The organism is Pseudomonadota bacterium, assembly GCA_026388315.1.
Lineage (GTDB): Bacteria > Desulfobacterota > Syntrophorhabdia > Syntrophorhabdales > Syntrophorhabdaceae > MWEV01.
This window is the reverse complement of the sequence record JAPLKA010000020.1, coordinates 32,584-46,654: the sequence shown is the minus strand read 5'-3', so window position 1 is coordinate 46,654 and position 14,071 is coordinate 32,584. Positions and strand designations below refer to the sequence as shown.

The 14,071-nt window shown below is 43.3% G+C and carries 15 protein-coding genes and 1 riboswitch; of the genes, 13 read left to right on the top strand and 2 right to left on the bottom strand.

What is annotated here, in order from left to right; genetic code table 11:
- Positions 1–399: 399 nt before the first annotated feature.
- Both NTX75_01600 and purM read left to right on the top strand, forming a co-directional pair.
- Positions 400–684, top strand: a complete 285-nt coding sequence (locus tag NTX75_01600; protein MCX5814924.1) for a GYD domain-containing protein — start codon at positions 400–402, stop codon at positions 682–684.
- Positions 685–806: 122 nt separating this feature from the next.
- Positions 807–1,844, top strand: coding sequence for a phosphoribosylformylglycinamidine cyclo-ligase (gene purM, locus NTX75_01595; GenBank protein MCX5814923.1), 1,038 nt, complete (start codon positions 807–809; stop codon positions 1,842–1,844).
- A 12-nt stretch (positions 1,845–1,856) separates the two neighbouring features.
- Here purM and NTX75_01590 read toward each other — a convergent pair whose 3' ends face one another.
- Both NTX75_01590 and NTX75_01585 read right to left on the bottom strand, forming a co-directional pair.
- Positions 1,857–2,510 (bottom strand): endonuclease III domain-containing protein, encoded by a 654-nt coding sequence (locus NTX75_01590; GenBank protein MCX5814922.1) that lies wholly within the window; start codon positions 2,508–2,510, stop codon positions 1,857–1,859.
- Positions 2,476–2,937: a PaaI family thioesterase gene (locus NTX75_01585; protein MCX5814921.1), complete on the bottom strand. Its 462-nt coding sequence runs from the start codon at positions 2,935–2,937 to the stop codon at positions 2,476–2,478. The genes NTX75_01590 and NTX75_01585 overlap by 35 nt, the downstream gene beginning before the upstream one ends.
- A 47-nt stretch (positions 2,938–2,984) precedes the next feature.
- Positions 2,985–3,123: riboswitch (cobalamin riboswitch) on the top strand.
- 49 nt (positions 3,124–3,172) lie between these two features.
- Between NTX75_01585 and NTX75_01580 the strand changes: the two genes are divergently transcribed.
- Genes NTX75_01580 through cobD form a run of 11 tightly spaced genes read left to right on the top strand, consistent with a single transcriptional unit; the run spans position 3,173 to position 14,026 of the window.
- Positions 3,173–5,089 (top strand): TonB-dependent receptor, encoded by a 1,917-nt coding sequence (locus NTX75_01580; GenBank protein MCX5814920.1) that lies wholly within the window; start codon positions 3,173–3,175, stop codon positions 5,087–5,089.
- 57 nt (positions 5,090–5,146) lie between these two features.
- Positions 5,147–6,115, top strand: a complete 969-nt coding sequence (locus tag NTX75_01575; protein MCX5814919.1) for an asparagine synthase-related protein — start codon at positions 5,147–5,149, stop codon at positions 6,113–6,115.
- Positions 6,112–6,780, top strand: a complete 669-nt coding sequence (locus tag NTX75_01570; protein ID MCX5814918.1) for a diphthine--ammonia ligase — start codon at positions 6,112–6,114, stop codon at positions 6,778–6,780. The genes NTX75_01575 and NTX75_01570 overlap by 4 nt, the downstream gene beginning before the upstream one ends.
- A 37-nt stretch (positions 6,781–6,817) precedes the next feature.
- On the top strand, positions 6,818–7,681 hold the full coding sequence (locus tag NTX75_01565) for a cobalamin-binding protein (GenBank protein ID MCX5814917.1): 864 nt from the start codon (positions 6,818–6,820) through the stop codon (positions 7,679–7,681).
- The gene (locus NTX75_01560; GenBank protein ID MCX5814916.1) at positions 7,678–8,685 is read left to right on the top strand and encodes an iron ABC transporter permease; all 1,008 of its coding nucleotides are present in this window, start codon (positions 7,678–7,680) and stop codon (positions 8,683–8,685) included. The genes NTX75_01565 and NTX75_01560 overlap by 4 nt, the downstream gene beginning before the upstream one ends.
- Positions 8,686–8,694: 9 nt before the next feature.
- Positions 8,695–9,495, top strand: a complete 801-nt coding sequence (locus tag NTX75_01555; protein ID MCX5814915.1) for an ABC transporter ATP-binding protein — start codon at positions 8,695–8,697, stop codon at positions 9,493–9,495.
- A complete protein-coding gene (gene cobU, locus NTX75_01550; protein MCX5814914.1) occupies positions 9,483–10,004 on the top strand; it encodes a bifunctional adenosylcobinamide kinase/adenosylcobinamide-phosphate guanylyltransferase in 522 nt (173 codons plus the stop codon). The genes NTX75_01555 and cobU overlap by 13 nt, the downstream gene beginning before the upstream one ends.
- A 28-nt stretch (positions 10,005–10,032) precedes the next feature.
- A complete protein-coding gene (cobT, locus tag NTX75_01545; protein MCX5814913.1) occupies positions 10,033–11,082 on the top strand; it encodes a nicotinate-nucleotide--dimethylbenzimidazole phosphoribosyltransferase in 1,050 nt (349 codons plus the stop codon).
- Positions 11,072–11,953 (top strand): adenosylcobinamide-GDP ribazoletransferase, encoded by an 882-nt coding sequence (gene cobS / locus NTX75_01540; protein MCX5814912.1) that lies wholly within the window; start codon positions 11,072–11,074, stop codon positions 11,951–11,953. The genes cobT and cobS overlap by 11 nt, the downstream gene beginning before the upstream one ends.
- The gene (gene cbiB / locus NTX75_01535; GenBank protein ID MCX5814911.1) at positions 11,944–12,936 is read left to right on the top strand and encodes an adenosylcobinamide-phosphate synthase CbiB; all 993 of its coding nucleotides are present in this window, start codon (positions 11,944–11,946) and stop codon (positions 12,934–12,936) included. Before cobS ends, cbiB begins: the two co-directional genes overlap by 10 nt.
- Entirely contained in the window at positions 12,929–14,026 is a 1,098-nt protein-coding gene (gene cobD, locus NTX75_01530) for a threonine-phosphate decarboxylase CobD (protein MCX5814910.1), read from the top strand. The genes cbiB and cobD overlap by 8 nt, the downstream gene beginning before the upstream one ends.
- Positions 14,027–14,071: the final 45 nt, after the last annotated feature.

The window sequence follows — 14,071 nt, the reverse complement described above, 5'->3', positions numbered from 1 at the left end:
AGAACGCCAGTCACCGGTTAAGTACTCACTGGCATTACCAACCTCCTCGATGACGCATCCCACATTAAGTTCGTGCCATTTGTATTGATCCATTGGTTTTGCCATACAGGGACCCCCTCGGGTATATTTGAAAATATTACAAAATACATCTTTCGTACATCAAAGACAAAATAATTAAATATATGTGAATAAAATAACAATAAATAAAAAAATACATCACGTATTTTGGCTCTTATTTTTAGTATAAAGATTGTCCCATTGCAACACAAAAATAACATAAAGTGTATTATGTGAAAATTATTGCATGTTATTTTCCGTCTAATTACTTTTAAAAAGAAAAATAATTGTTGACAATAAATCCTTCTCAATTAAAATATAGGAAAGAAAGGGGGTGATTACATGCCAATATATATTATGATAAGTACATTAACAGACGACGGTAGGAAAACGATTAAGAAACATCCGGAAAGGATCGAGGAAGTAAACAGAGAGATCGAAAATATGGGTGCAAAGGTGCTTGCCCAGTACGCTGTATTGGGGCAGTATGATTTTATCAGTATCCTTGATGCCGCCAACAATGAAGCCATAGCGAAAATCTCTATTGATCTTGGCTCAAGAGGTACGGTACAGATAGTAACCTTGCCTGCTATTCCGGTAGACGAATTCATCACAAAAATGACGTGATTTTTGTGTTCAGCTATCAGCATTCAGCTATCAGCATGCAGGTTTTTTGGTAGCTGAAAGCTGAATGCTGGAATAGTTAGCATGTAATTTTCACAATACTCTATAATTATAAAGGTAAAAAAATGGGTGTATTAACGTATAAAGATGCTGGAGTGGACATACATAAGGCAGACAGGTTAATGGGTAATTTAAAAGACAAGATTCACAATACATTCAACCCTTTTGTGTTAAACCGTATAGGCGGTTTTGGTTCCCTCACGGAGGTGCCTGGTGGATACAAAAACCCTATCCTCGTAACCTCTACGGATGGGGTGGGAACAAAACTAAAAATAGCATTCATGAGCGGTAAACACGATACGATTGGTATTGACCTTGTCGCCATGTCTGTTAATGATATTCTTACATTAGGCGCAAAACCGTTTTTCTTTCTCGATTATTTTGCCTGCGGCAGTATAGAAGAAAAGATTTACAGAGATGTAATTTCAGGTATCTGTGATGGATGCTCATTGGCCGGGTGTGCACTCATAGGTGGTGAAACTGCAGAAATGCCCTCTTTCTACAAGGAAGGTGAATATGATCTTGCCGGTTTTGCAATAGGGTTCGTTGACAAAGAAAACATCATTGACGGCGCAGATATAAAGGATGGAGATAGAATAATTGCCTTATCTTCCAGCGGATTGCACAGCAATGGTTACTCGCTCGTACGAAAGGTTCTCCTTGAAATACACAATCTTGATCTGAATGAAAAGTTTGAGGAACTGCATGACAAACTATATGAAGAACTCCTGAAACCAACAAGAATTTATGTAAAATCTATCAGCAATATCCTCGATAAGTTTTCGATAAAAGGCATGGCCCACATTACAGGTAGCGGTCTGCCTGGAAATATTAAAAGGATTATCCCTGACGGACTTTCTGCAAGAATAGACCTGTCCGATTATGAAATTCCACCTATTTTCAAGTTTATCATGAAACTGGGGGATGTACCCCTGGATGAAATGTATTCAACGTTCAATATGGGCATCGGATTTATAATTATTGCCAATATGGCCGACGAAAAAGCAATTATTGGACAGCTTATGGAATCTGGAGAGAATGCATTTGAAATAGGCTCTATTCAGAAGACCCCGGACGGAGAAAAGGTTCATATAAGCTATTAGCTAATTTACAAACTAATTTCTATCCTTGTCCCCTTCTAAAGGACATCCTGTGCATACCGGCACTTTCCTGCAATGAATCTGGCACAGGCAAACAATGAGCGCATGAAATTCGTTAAATAAGCAGACATCCGATTGGAGGTTGTCCATGAAGAATTTCTGTATCTCGTGGTAATCACCGTCGCCATTATACAGGTCATGGTTCTTCAAAAACCTTTTCGTATAGGCATCAACAACAAAAACAGGCTTATTTAATGCATAAAGCAAAATGCTGTCAGCGGTTTCCGGCCCTATCCCATTTATGCCGAGTAATAGATTTCTCAATATATCAGTTTTGATATTTGTCATATTTTCAATAGTTGCATCATATTCATTATAAATAACATTAATAATATTTTTTAACCTCTTTGATTTTATATTAAAAAATCCTGAAGGCCTTATGATTTCGCTCAATTTTTCGGTGTTTATCTCGTAGAGCCTCTCAACATCTAATATCCCCTCTTTTTTCATATTCTCGATGGCCTTTTCAACGTTTTTCCAGGAGGTATTCTGGGTTAGTACGGCACCGACAATAATTTCCAGAGGTGTCTCTCCGGGCCACCAGTTCCTTTTACCGAAAGAAGTGAGAAGAATGTTAAAGATTTTCAGGAGTCTTCGTTTTGTGGTCATCGCCTTTCATATAAAAGACCATATGCATCAATGCAAGTAAATCACCGTTTTCACGGGAGATTTTTATATCGATCCTTCCGATTTTTTTCCCTTTATGTATAAGCGTTGCCTCTGCAAAGACGGTCTCGCCTTCATTAGCTCCTTTCATATACTGTATCGACGATTCAACCAATACGGCCATCTTCCCGAGGCTGTTACCGCACGCCCCACCCACATGATCTGCTAATGTAAAAAGTATACCACCGTGGGCATTACCGAATACATTGATATGTTCTTTCTTTATGGTAAGCTTCCCTTTTGCCCTGCCCTCTTCTACCTCGTAAATCTCTATGCCAAGAAGTCTGCCAACATTACACTCATTAAATAATTTTTGTATGTATTCTTCGTGCATGACACAGTATATCACAAAAAATACTATTGCATTCAAGATTAACACATGCTAAAAAATCACCAGTGCAATAAATTCAACCTTTCAAGGGAAGTGAAGTGAAAATCTTCCGCTGTCCCGCAACTGTGAAGGGTAAAAGGCTTTGCGTGGGTAATTAAACCCAGCCACTGTGCTGTTCAAAACAGCATGGGAAGGTGCAAAAGCTTAACCTCAGTCAGGAAACCTTGGGTTGAATTCTTAACGACACAATCCTTACGAGGCATAGGGAGGTTTCATGTACCGCTTCATAATTACACTTATCGTTTCTTTTGTTTTTTTCAGTCCAAAGGTATTACTTTGCAGCGAGCCTCACAGGCTCGAAGATATCGTTGTTACCGCTTCCAGGGTCGAGACCCCCGTAGAAGAAACCGCAAGCTCTGTAAGTGTTATATCGGCCAAAGAAATTGAGGAAAAGAACGAACCGGCGCTTATAGACGTCCTTCGAGGTCTGCCCGGACTGGATGCCGTTCAAACGGGAGGTCTCGGAGGAACTGCCTCAGTCTATATAAGGGGGGCCAACCCGGAACATACCCTTGTTTTGATAGACGGCATGGAAGCGAATGATGTCATGCACTTCGGTCGTCTATTCGACTTTGCCGATCTTACGGTGGATAACATTGAACAGATCGAGGTAGTCCGCGGGCCCCAAAGTACACTGTACGGCTCAAGCGCAATCGGCGGGGTTATCAACATCATTACAAAAAAGGGGGAAGGGAAACCAAAATTCTTTATATCGGGTGAAGGAGGCTCTTTCAACACCTTCAGAGAGTCGACAGGAATCAGCGGTTCATCAAAGGACTTCAATTACTCTCTTAGTCTTTCCCACATCAATTCAAGGGGTCTTTCTTCGGCAAACAGTAAATATGGCAACATCGAAAGAGATGGTTATGATAACAAATCCGTCTCATCACGTTTCGGATACACATTCAACAAACATGTTGATACCGACTTTTCCGTCAGATATACAAGAACAGAAAACGACCTCGATAATGGGGGAGGGCCAGGTAGAGACGACGTGAATAACGTTGGCAAATCCACTCAACTGTTGGCAAACGGAAAGGTGAAAATAGACCTTTTCGATAGTCGCTGGCTTCAGTCAATAGAATTCGGAACAAATAAAAACGACAGATCATATAACAACCCTACCGATTTCCAGCACCCGACAGACTCGGAACAATCCAGCTATCAGGGAAGGCTTGACAGGTTCGGATGGCAGCATACCGTCGAAGTTCATAAGACCAATACTTTGACATTTGGTGCAGAATATAAGGAAGAGACGGGAAAATCGAATTATTATTGGGTAAGCGCATGGGGGCCGGGATTCAACAACTTCCCCCGCGAGACTGCCAGAAACAAAGGTTACTATCTCCAGGATCAGATCAAAATCGGGGAACGATTCTTTGGTACGGCAGGAATCAGAATTGACGATCACAGCGAGATCGGTTCCAATACTACATATCGTATTGCACCGGCCTACCTGATTAAGGAATTGGCTATGAAATTAAGGGGAACTTACGGCACCGGAGTGAGGGCACCTTCGCTTTATCAGCTCTATGCGCCGGCTACCCTGTGGGCACCAGTGGGAAACACCAATCTCAGAGCAGAGGAGAGTAAGGGATGGGATCTCGGTATTGATCAGGCGTTCCTCGATGAAAAAATTTCCCTTGGTCTCACCTATTTCCGGAATGACTTTAAAAACCTCATTGAATATGATAACGCTCAGGGTTACGTAAATATATCTAAGGCAAGGTCTGACGGCATTGAATTCTCAACAAAGATCAAAGTGATAGAAAACCTCGAAGCGAAATTCAATTATACATATACCGATACGGAAAACAGGACTACCGGTGAATCTCTGATCCGTCGGCCTCAAAACAAATTTGGCGTCGACATGAATTACCGGTTTCTTGACAAGGGGAATATCAACCTGAGGGTCTTTTACGTGGGAAAACGGCGCGATTATGACCCCTACCCAAGCAGCGGGATTATGGGTGGATACACTGTAGTCAATATGGCAGTTCAATATGAACTGGTAAAACAGATCAAATTGACAGGCAGGATTGATAATCTCCTAAACCGACAATATCAGGAAGTCTGGGGATATACATCTCCTGGTTTTGCATGTTACGGCGGAGTTACTGTCAGTTTTTAAAGAGAGGAGAATATTGCGTAAAAAACTATACCCAGATATATTCAAGGGAGGTAACTGATGTATAATGATAATGATTCAATCACGAAAATTGCCTCATCTTTGCGTGACGCTCTGATGAATACGGTAGCAAAAAACATGACGCCGAACATCCTTTTTTCCGGGGGACTTGATACAAGCATACTGGCCGGCATCGTATGCGCCATGACTGACCCCTCGAAAGTTTTTGCCATCTCAGTGAGTCTCTCATCTGAAGGAGAGGACATCCATTATTCAAGAGAATTGGCTGAACATTTACATTTCCATCACAAACATATTTCAATTAGCGTCAATGAGGCGATAGGCACAATCCCTTTTGTTATTAAAACATTAAGAAGCTTTGATCCGGCCATACCTAACGACCTTGCCGCATATTTCGGTTTGAAAACCTTTCACGAGAAGGGTGCCGCTCATGTAATGGCAGGAGATGGCGCCGATGAACTCTTCGGAGGCTACGATTTTATGAGAGATTTTGAAAACCTGTCAGACTACATAAAAATGATTACACCACACATGAATTTCAGTTCCAATACACTTGCCGCCTCTCTGGGGATGAAGGTAAATCAGCCCTTCCTTGATGACGCCATCATAGACCTTGCCCTCAATATCCCCGACGGTCTGAAGATTGCTCAGGAAAATGGAGAAACACATGGTAAATGGATACTCAGAAAGGCCTTCAGCGGACTCATTCCGGACAAGTTTCTGTGGCAAACAAAAAGACCCCTTGAAGTTGGCTCGGGCATGAGCATTTTAAGAAGTATCATCACTGCCCGGATATCCGATGAATATTTCAGTAAAAAATGTGGCGAATACCCGGTAAGATTGAGAAACAAGGAACACCTTTACTACTATGAGATATTTCGCAGAGAAGTTGGTGATGTCCCCTGCCCTCGTGAAGGTGAAAGAGTTTGCACGGGCTGCGGCGCAGGTGTCAAAACGGGGAAATCACACTGCGCAATATGCGGTTGGATGGAGGAAGAATTATCATGAAGAATAAAAAGGCATTCTGTTCCTGGAGCGGCGGCAAAGAGAGCGCAATGGCGCTATATGAAGCACAAAAACAGTCGATAAATGTGGAATATCTCCTCAATATGGCTCAAGAGGACGGAAACCACTCACGGACTCACGGACTCTCATCAGAGCTTCTCAGGGCACAATCCAAGGCTTTGAATATCCCCCTTTTACAGCAGCGGGCCTCATGGGAAACCTACGAAAATGAGTTCAAAAAAGCTGTTTCAGCACTAAAAAACAAAGGCATCACAACAGGCGTCTTCGGTGACATCGATATGGCAGAGCACAGGGAATGGGTAGAACGGGTCTGCTCCAACATTCCCGTAGAACCGGTCCTTCCCCTGTGGCTCAAAGGAAGGGCGGAGCTTATAAATGCATTCATTGATGCAGGCTTCAAGGCTATCGTCGTTGCAACAGACGCCCGTTTCCTTGGTGAAGAATGGCTTGGCCGCTCCATAGACAATGCCTTTATCGATGATATAAAATCGTTGAAGACGGTTGACCTTTGCGGGGAGAAAGGAGAATATCATACCTTTGTGTATGACGGTCCTATTTTTGAGAATCCTGTTCGATTTACCCCCCTTGAGAAGGTATTGACGGACTCGTACTGGTTTTTACAGCTCGTACCGGGTAAAATAAAATAATTATGAAGGCAACAAAAATCTAATGCGCAGATTTTGTGTGATTTACCTTTTTCTGATGAGCCTTATTGTTTCAATCCATATCCTGCCGGACGCTGCTTACGCAGAGGGACACACCCCGAAAGGCGCTCCGCAAAGGATTATTTCATTGAGCCCGGCCATAACGGAAGGACTCTTCCTTCTCGGCGCCGAAGAAAGAATAGTGGGTGTTACCACCTACTGCCACAAGCCTCCTCAAGCAGTAAAAAAAGAAAAAGTCGGCTCTGTAATGGAGACCAACATCGAAAAGGTGGTAAGCCTGAAACCGGACCTCGTTATCGGTACTGGTCTTACCAATCAGAAAGATGTAAAGAAGTTGAAAACCCTCGGCATTAATATAGTTATCTTCAGTATAACAAAAGACTTCACTCAACTCTGCGAATCATTTTCCGGTCTTGGGAGGCTCCTGAACAAAGAAGACCTTGCCCGGACCATGATCGACGAATCAAAGAAAAGACTATTACAGACACAGAGAAAGGTAAGCGCTCTGCCCCGAAAAAAGGTCTTCATTCAACTTGGCGCCAAACCCCTCTTTGCTGCTTCAAGAGACTACTTTATAAATGATTTTATCGAATACGCCGGGGGAATTAATATATTCAAGGATGCCCGATCAGGACTCGTAAGTAGAGAGGAGGTAGTGCGCCGCAACCCCGAAATCGTGATTATTGCAACAATGGGCGATACCGGAGAAAATACCGGCGAGAAAGAAATGAAGATGTGGCAGCGGTATAAAACGATAAATGCCGTAAAAAACAAAAATATCTTTCTTGTAGATTCCGATAAGATATGCAGCCCCACACCTGTCAGCTTTGCCGATTCATTGGAAGACATTGCAAAAATATTCCACCCTGAGGCCTTTAAATGAGCAAAAAAACAGGGGCCGCGTTACTCTCCATTCTTTTCTCTTTCGTTTTTCTCCTTGCATCAATGTTCTACGCCTCCGGAAGCGGCTCATCGGGTATATCGCTCATGGAGATTTTGCCCACGCTCATGAAAGGCAGCGGAACAACAGAGTACAGTATACTCCTTGATATCAGGATACCAAGAATACTGCTCGGGCTTGCCATCGGAGGCTCCTTAAGTCTCGCAGGGGTCATTCTCCAGGGAATGTTCAGAAACCCTCTTGTTGAACCTTACACCCTTGGAATCTCCGGAGGAGCAGCACTTGGAGCAGCACTCTGTATTGTCACGGGCCTAAACAGAATCTTTCCTGATTTTGCCATGCCTCTGTCCGGATTCATAGGCGCCTTTTTCGTTGCCCTTCCTATTTCTCTCATCAATATCAGAAGAGGTATTGTAAAGACAGAAGGACTTCTTTTGACGGGCGTTATGATAAGCTACATATCGTCGTCCATAGTAACCCTCATCCTGGCCGTTTCCCGGACAGAAGATATTCAAAGCATCATATTCTGGATCATGGGCTCACTTGAGGAACCAAGCTGGTTACTTATCCTGACCGCCCTATCTCTTTCTTTCATCTGTCTTGCTTTATCCTATGTCTTCTCTCTGGATTTAAACGCGCTTCTCCTTGGAGAGGATGAGGCAAGACACTTAGGCATTAACGTTGAGCGGGCAAAGAAGGTGCTTTTTCTTGTCGCCTCTCTCTTGACCGGCGTGAGCGTTTCAATTACGGGCATAATAGGTTTTGTGGGACTTGTTGTACCGCACTTCGTCAGGATGTTCGCGGGACACGACCACAGGGTACTCCTTTTAGTCTCTTACCTGACCGGTGCAGGCTTTCTCATATTCTGCGACACCCTGGCACGGACTGTCATTTCACCTGTGGAGCTGCCTGTCGGTGTAATTACCGGCATACTCGGCGGCAGCTTGTTTGTGTACGTCTTGAGTAAAAAATATCATGCACGTTAGGAAGCTTACATGATTCTCGAAATAAAGAAATTCGCAGGCGGATACGGTTCAAAGGTTATACTCAATAATATCGATCTTGATGTCGAAAAAGGAGAATTCATCGGCATTATAGGACCAAACGGTTCCGGTAAAACCACGCTTCTTAAGGCTATCACGAAACTGGTCAAGCCATGGGAAGGCACAATCCGTTTCGAGGGGAGAGATATTCAAGAAAAAACCTTTAAAGAACTGGCCAAAACAATTGCCGTTGTCTCTCAGGGAGTTCCGGGAACAGAGATGACCATAGAAGAATATGTGCTCCTGGGAAGGATCCCTCATTATGGAAGGTTCCAGTTTTATGAATCGGAACATGATCTTGCAATTTCCGGACGTTCCATGGAAATGACCAATATAATACACCTGAAAGACCGGTATCTTTCCGAAATCAGCAGCGGTGAACTTCAACTCGCGCTTATTGCGCGCGCCCTCACGCAGGAACCGGCTCTTCTCCTCCTTGACGAACCAACGGCGCACCTCGATATTACCCACCAGGTTGCCATCCTTGACCTCATAAGAAAACTAAAGAGGGAATACTCCCTTACAATCATCATTGTTCTCCATGACCTCAACCTTGCTGCAGAATACTGTGACCGCCTCGTGCTCATGGACAAAGGTACAATAAAGAACACAGGACGACCTGAAGACGTCCTCAATTACCGGGATATTGAAGACGTATATAAAACGGTGGTGGTTGTAGAGTCCAACCCCCTTACTTCCAAACCCTTCGTACTGATAGTTTCTGAGGAGGTAAAAAACAGATGCAGAAAATAGTCCTTGTGCTGGGTGGCGCAAGAAGCGGAAAAAGCGATTATGTCCTGAAAGCAGCATCGTTTTTAAACGGAAAAAAGGCATTCCTTGCAACCGCCGAATCCCTGGACAATGAAATGCAGGTTCGCATCGAAAAACATAAAACAGAAAGAGGCAAACACTGGGATACCTTTGAAGAACCTCTCCATATCGCCTCGCTCCTCATGAAGATCAAAGGTGATTATGATATGATTCTCGTAGACTGTCTCACCCTGTGGTTGTCGAACATTGTGCATGCAAATCTTGATGTCGAAAAGGAGATAGAAGGACTGTTGTCTGTTCTTTTATCGCCCTCCCCTTCCGCGATCTACTTGGTCTCCAACGAAGTAGGCCTTGGAATCGTACCGGAGACACCTCTCGGGCGGGAATATAGAGACCACCTTGGACGCCTCAACCGTGCCGTTGCGGAAACAGCCACGGACGTTGTCTTCATGGTGGCAGGAATTCCAATAAAAATAAAAAGTGAAAGGTAAAAAGTGAAAAGTGAAAGGAGTGAAGACAGTGAAACCAATCAATATTGAAGCTGTAAATACTGAATTTTTTAAGATAGCCACGGCAAGGCTCGATAACCTTACGAAACCGATGGGGAGCCTTGGCAGGCTTGAAGAATTCGCGCAACAGCTTGTGGCCATCACGGGGCAGAAAATGCCTCCCGCAATCTCCAAAAAGGCCATCTTCACCTTTGCCGGTGACCATGGGGTGGCCGAAGAAGGCGTTTCCCTCTTCCCGAAAGAGGTCACGGAACAGATGGTCTACAACTTTATTCGGGGCGGGGCTGGAATAAACGTCCTCGCGAGACACGCGGCTGCGGATGTGGTAGTGGTTGATATCGGCGTTGATTGCGACTTTGAAGGACAATCGGATCTCATTGTCAGGAAGGTTGTACGGGGTACAAAAAATATGCGGAAAGGGCCTGCCATGACCCGGCAGGAAGCCGAAGAATGCATCGAAGTAGGGATAAAGCTTGCCGTTGAGTATTCCGGATATGGCTACAGCATGTTTGGAACCGGCGATATGGGCATTGCCAATACAACGCCATCCAGTGCTATTGCATCAATCATGACAGGCAGGCCCGTTCCTGAAGTTACCGGCAAAGGAACCGGAATATCAAACGATGCCCTCAAACACAAGATCAAGGTCATCGAAGACGCTATTGCCCTTAACAAGCCTGACCCGAAGGATCCAATCGACGTGCTTTCGAAGGTCGGGGGTACAGAAATAGGAGGGATAGCAGGTCTCATCCTCGGTGCTGCATCAAAGAGAATACCGGTTGTTATAGACGGTTTTATATCTACTGCCGGTGGTATGATTGCATATGCTATTGAACCAAAATCCAGGGACTATATGTTCGCTGCCCACAAATCTGTTGAAATAGGCCACAAGGTGATGCTCGAAACTATGGGGTTAGCCCCCATCCTGGACCTTGGCTTACGACTTGGCGAAGGCACGGGTGCTGCGCTGGGAATGTTCATCATAGAGGCAGGACTGAAAATATACACAGAGATGGCCACCTTTGATGAAGCAGGTGTATCGAAAGAAAATGAAAAATAACAGTTTTAAGTTTAAAGTTTTAAGTTTTAAGTTTATAGAATGGGTATTTCTTGCTTTTCAATTCTTAACAATCATACCAATTCGAATGAAAACCGAAAGGAACATTTCTGAGAAAGACATAGCCCGTTCATCCATGTTCTTTCCGGTTGCCGGCGCTTTCCAGGGTCTCGTCATCACCCTTTCCGCTTTCATCCTCAACATTTTCTTCTCATCATCCGTCACGAGCGGGATGATCATCCTTGTCTATGTTCTCCTGAACGGGGGCTTTCATCTGGACGGTCTCTCAGACACCTGTGACGCATTATCCGTTAAATCAACAGGTAATGCAAATTACGACAAAGAACGAAGACTCGCGGTTATGAAAGACAGCTCAACCGGGGCCATCGGTGCAACAGCTATATGCCTTGCAATTCTTCTGAAATATATTTTTGTAAAAGAGCTTTTCCTGTCAGGGAGGCAATTTAATCCCTACTTTGTGCTCTTTCTTGTGCCGGTCTTCTCGAAGTGGGTAATGGTTCTAACCATGCGCCTCGGGAAGAGCGCAAAACCGGACGGGCTTGGAAAAATATTCCTTAAACAAGGAACCTGCTCGTACTTCCTCGTTGCAACCCTTTTAACCCTTTTCCTGACATTTCTTTTCTTCAGCCTTTTTGTTTTACTCACATCTCAGCTTGTAAATACATCATTCGGTTCTCATATATGGGCGTTATCCATTTTCTGTGTTGTTGAAATGATAATACTCTTCTTTATCTGCCATCTGCTGTCACGATGGTTTGTCAGCAAGTTCGGTGGTCTTACCGGGGACAATTTCGGTGCTATCCATGAAGTATCGGAATTCATCTTCCTGATGGTTGCGCTCCTGTGGAAATAAATCATGGCATTATCTTTCTTTTCATATTCGTACTGGCATTCTGTCTTGACATTGTTGTCGGTGATCCGCCTTACCTCCCCCACCCTGTCAGATTCATTGGAAAATTAATAACAATCTTTGAACGTCTGTTAAGAAAGGCTTTTAAAAACGATGAGAGATTTGCCGGTGTACTTCTGACAACCCTCATTGCCGGTTCCGTCTTTCTCATAACGTATATACTTGAAAAATGGATACTCTTCGGCTTGAAAGGTTTTTACCGCTATGTCGGCCTTGCTGTTCTCGTGTATCTGACTGCAACAACCCTCGCAGCCAGGGAGCTCATTAATGCCGCAATGCGCGTTATAAACGCGGTGAAAGAAGGAAAAATAAGTGTTGCAAGGCAGCATTTAAGTATGATAGTCGGTCGTGATGTAGTCAAACTCAACGAAAAAGGCATATTAAGGGCTACCATAGAAACACTCTCAGAAAACCTTTCAGACGGTGTTATTGCACCTATTTTCTACCTCACAATAGGAGGGCTTCCTCTTGCAATGTCGTACAAGGCGGTCAATACACTTGATTCCATGGTCGGCTACAAAAATGAGAAGTATATAAACCTTGGCTGGGCATCTGCAAGACTCGACGATGTTTTTAATTACATCCCATCACGTTTATCGGGAATTCTTATAGCCCTTTCATCGGGAATTATCTATAAATCAAGGGTCATTATGCTGAATGCCCTGAAAACTGCCTACCATGACGGAGAAAAACATTTAAGCCCCAATAGTGGTTATCCGGAAGCAGCAATGGCAGGTGCATTAGGGATAATGCTTGGTGGTCCTTCTACATATGATGGATTAGAGGTTTCAAAGCCCTATATTGGAGCGGAAACAGAAAAAGATTATCTTGACGCTTCTGTTGAGGCAATACGAATCGTAAGATTTTCCTCATTCTTTGGCTTTTTTATCGTATTACTGATATTATTCTTTTTGAGCTATGATTGATCACGGTGGGGATATTTACAGTTTAATGGATGAGACAGGCCTCCCTGAAGGGGAAATTATTGATTTTAGTGCATCAATAAACCCATTGGGACCACCTGAATCTGTTGTGAATGAAATAAAGAAACAATTGAAAAATCTTATCCATTACCCTGACCCTGATGCAAAAAGGCTGAGATTAAAGCTCGGGAATATATTCAATATAAGCCCTGAATCGATAATCTGCGGGAATGGCTGTACTGAATTGATTTATTTGATTGCCAGAACTATGCGATTCAAAAAGATTCTCATTCCTGCTCCAACATTCGGTGAATACGAAAAGGCATGCAGGATTGCAAATCCTGAATCTGTGTTAATCTATTATGATCTGAAAAAGGCTGAAGACTTTGATATAAATCACGTATCATTTATCAATACAATAATTAAAAATAAAGCTGATGCGGTTTTTCTGTGTAACCCCAACAACCCGACTGGGAGGCTGATCAAAAGAGAAGATATGCTGGAGATTGCCGAAGCGGCAACAAGACAAAAAGTTTACCTCATCGTCGATGAATCATTTATTGATTTTTGTCCTGATGGGTCGGTGATAGATGCTGTAAAAAATAACCCCTACCTTGTAGTCCTGAGGTCAATGACTAAAATTTATGCCCTTGCAGGTTTGAGATTGGGATATGGCATCTTGCCGCTTGGATTGGTTGAAGCCATTAAGAAGCAAAAGGAACCATGGAGTGTAAATATGCTCGCGCAAATTGCAGGCGTTGCCGCTTTAGAAGATTCTCATTACAAAAGCAGATCCATGAGAATCATAAAACAGAACAAAGTGATTCTTGAGAACGGGTTTACAAGGCTTGGAATAGATTATACCCCAACTGCCGCAAACTACTACCTCCTTAATTCGCTCCATGGAAAGAAAATCGCGGAGATGCTTAGATTGAAAAATATTATCGTGAGAGATTGTTCAAACTTCAGGGGTCTTGACGATACGTACATAAGGGTAGCGGTAAGCTCAAAAAAACATATCAAAATGTTACTGAAATATCTGAAGGATTATTTTGATAGAACAAAAGATTTCAGTTATACTATCAATCTGTAAATATGCAAAACCCTGTCAAAAGATCTTATATTATTTTAGCCGGTA

Coding starts and splice junctions, on each gene's coding strand:
- NTX75_01600 (MCX5814924.1), top strand. CDS start 400: ATGCCAATATATATTATGATAAGTACATTAACAGACGACGGTAGGAAA.
- purM (MCX5814923.1), top strand. CDS start 807: ATGGGTGTATTAACGTATAAAGATGCTGGAGTGGACATACATAAGGCA.
- NTX75_01590 (MCX5814922.1), bottom strand. CDS start 2,510: ATGACCACAAAACGAAGACTCCTGAAAATCTTTAACATTCTTCTCACT.
- NTX75_01580 (MCX5814920.1), top strand. CDS start 3,173: ATGTACCGCTTCATAATTACACTTATCGTTTCTTTTGTTTTTTTCAGT.
- NTX75_01575 (MCX5814919.1), top strand. CDS start 5,147: ATGTATAATGATAATGATTCAATCACGAAAATTGCCTCATCTTTGCGT.
- NTX75_01570 (MCX5814918.1), top strand. CDS start 6,112: ATGAAGAATAAAAAGGCATTCTGTTCCTGGAGCGGCGGCAAAGAGAGC.
- NTX75_01560 (MCX5814916.1), top strand. CDS start 7,678: ATGAGCAAAAAAACAGGGGCCGCGTTACTCTCCATTCTTTTCTCTTTC.
- NTX75_01555 (MCX5814915.1), top strand. CDS start 8,695: ATGATTCTCGAAATAAAGAAATTCGCAGGCGGATACGGTTCAAAGGTT.
- cobU (MCX5814914.1), top strand. CDS start 9,483: ATGCAGAAAATAGTCCTTGTGCTGGGTGGCGCAAGAAGCGGAAAAAGC.
- cobS (MCX5814912.1), top strand. CDS start 11,072: ATGAAAAATAACAGTTTTAAGTTTAAAGTTTTAAGTTTTAAGTTTATA.
- cobD (MCX5814910.1), top strand. CDS start 12,929: ATGATTGATCACGGTGGGGATATTTACAGTTTAATGGATGAGACAGGC.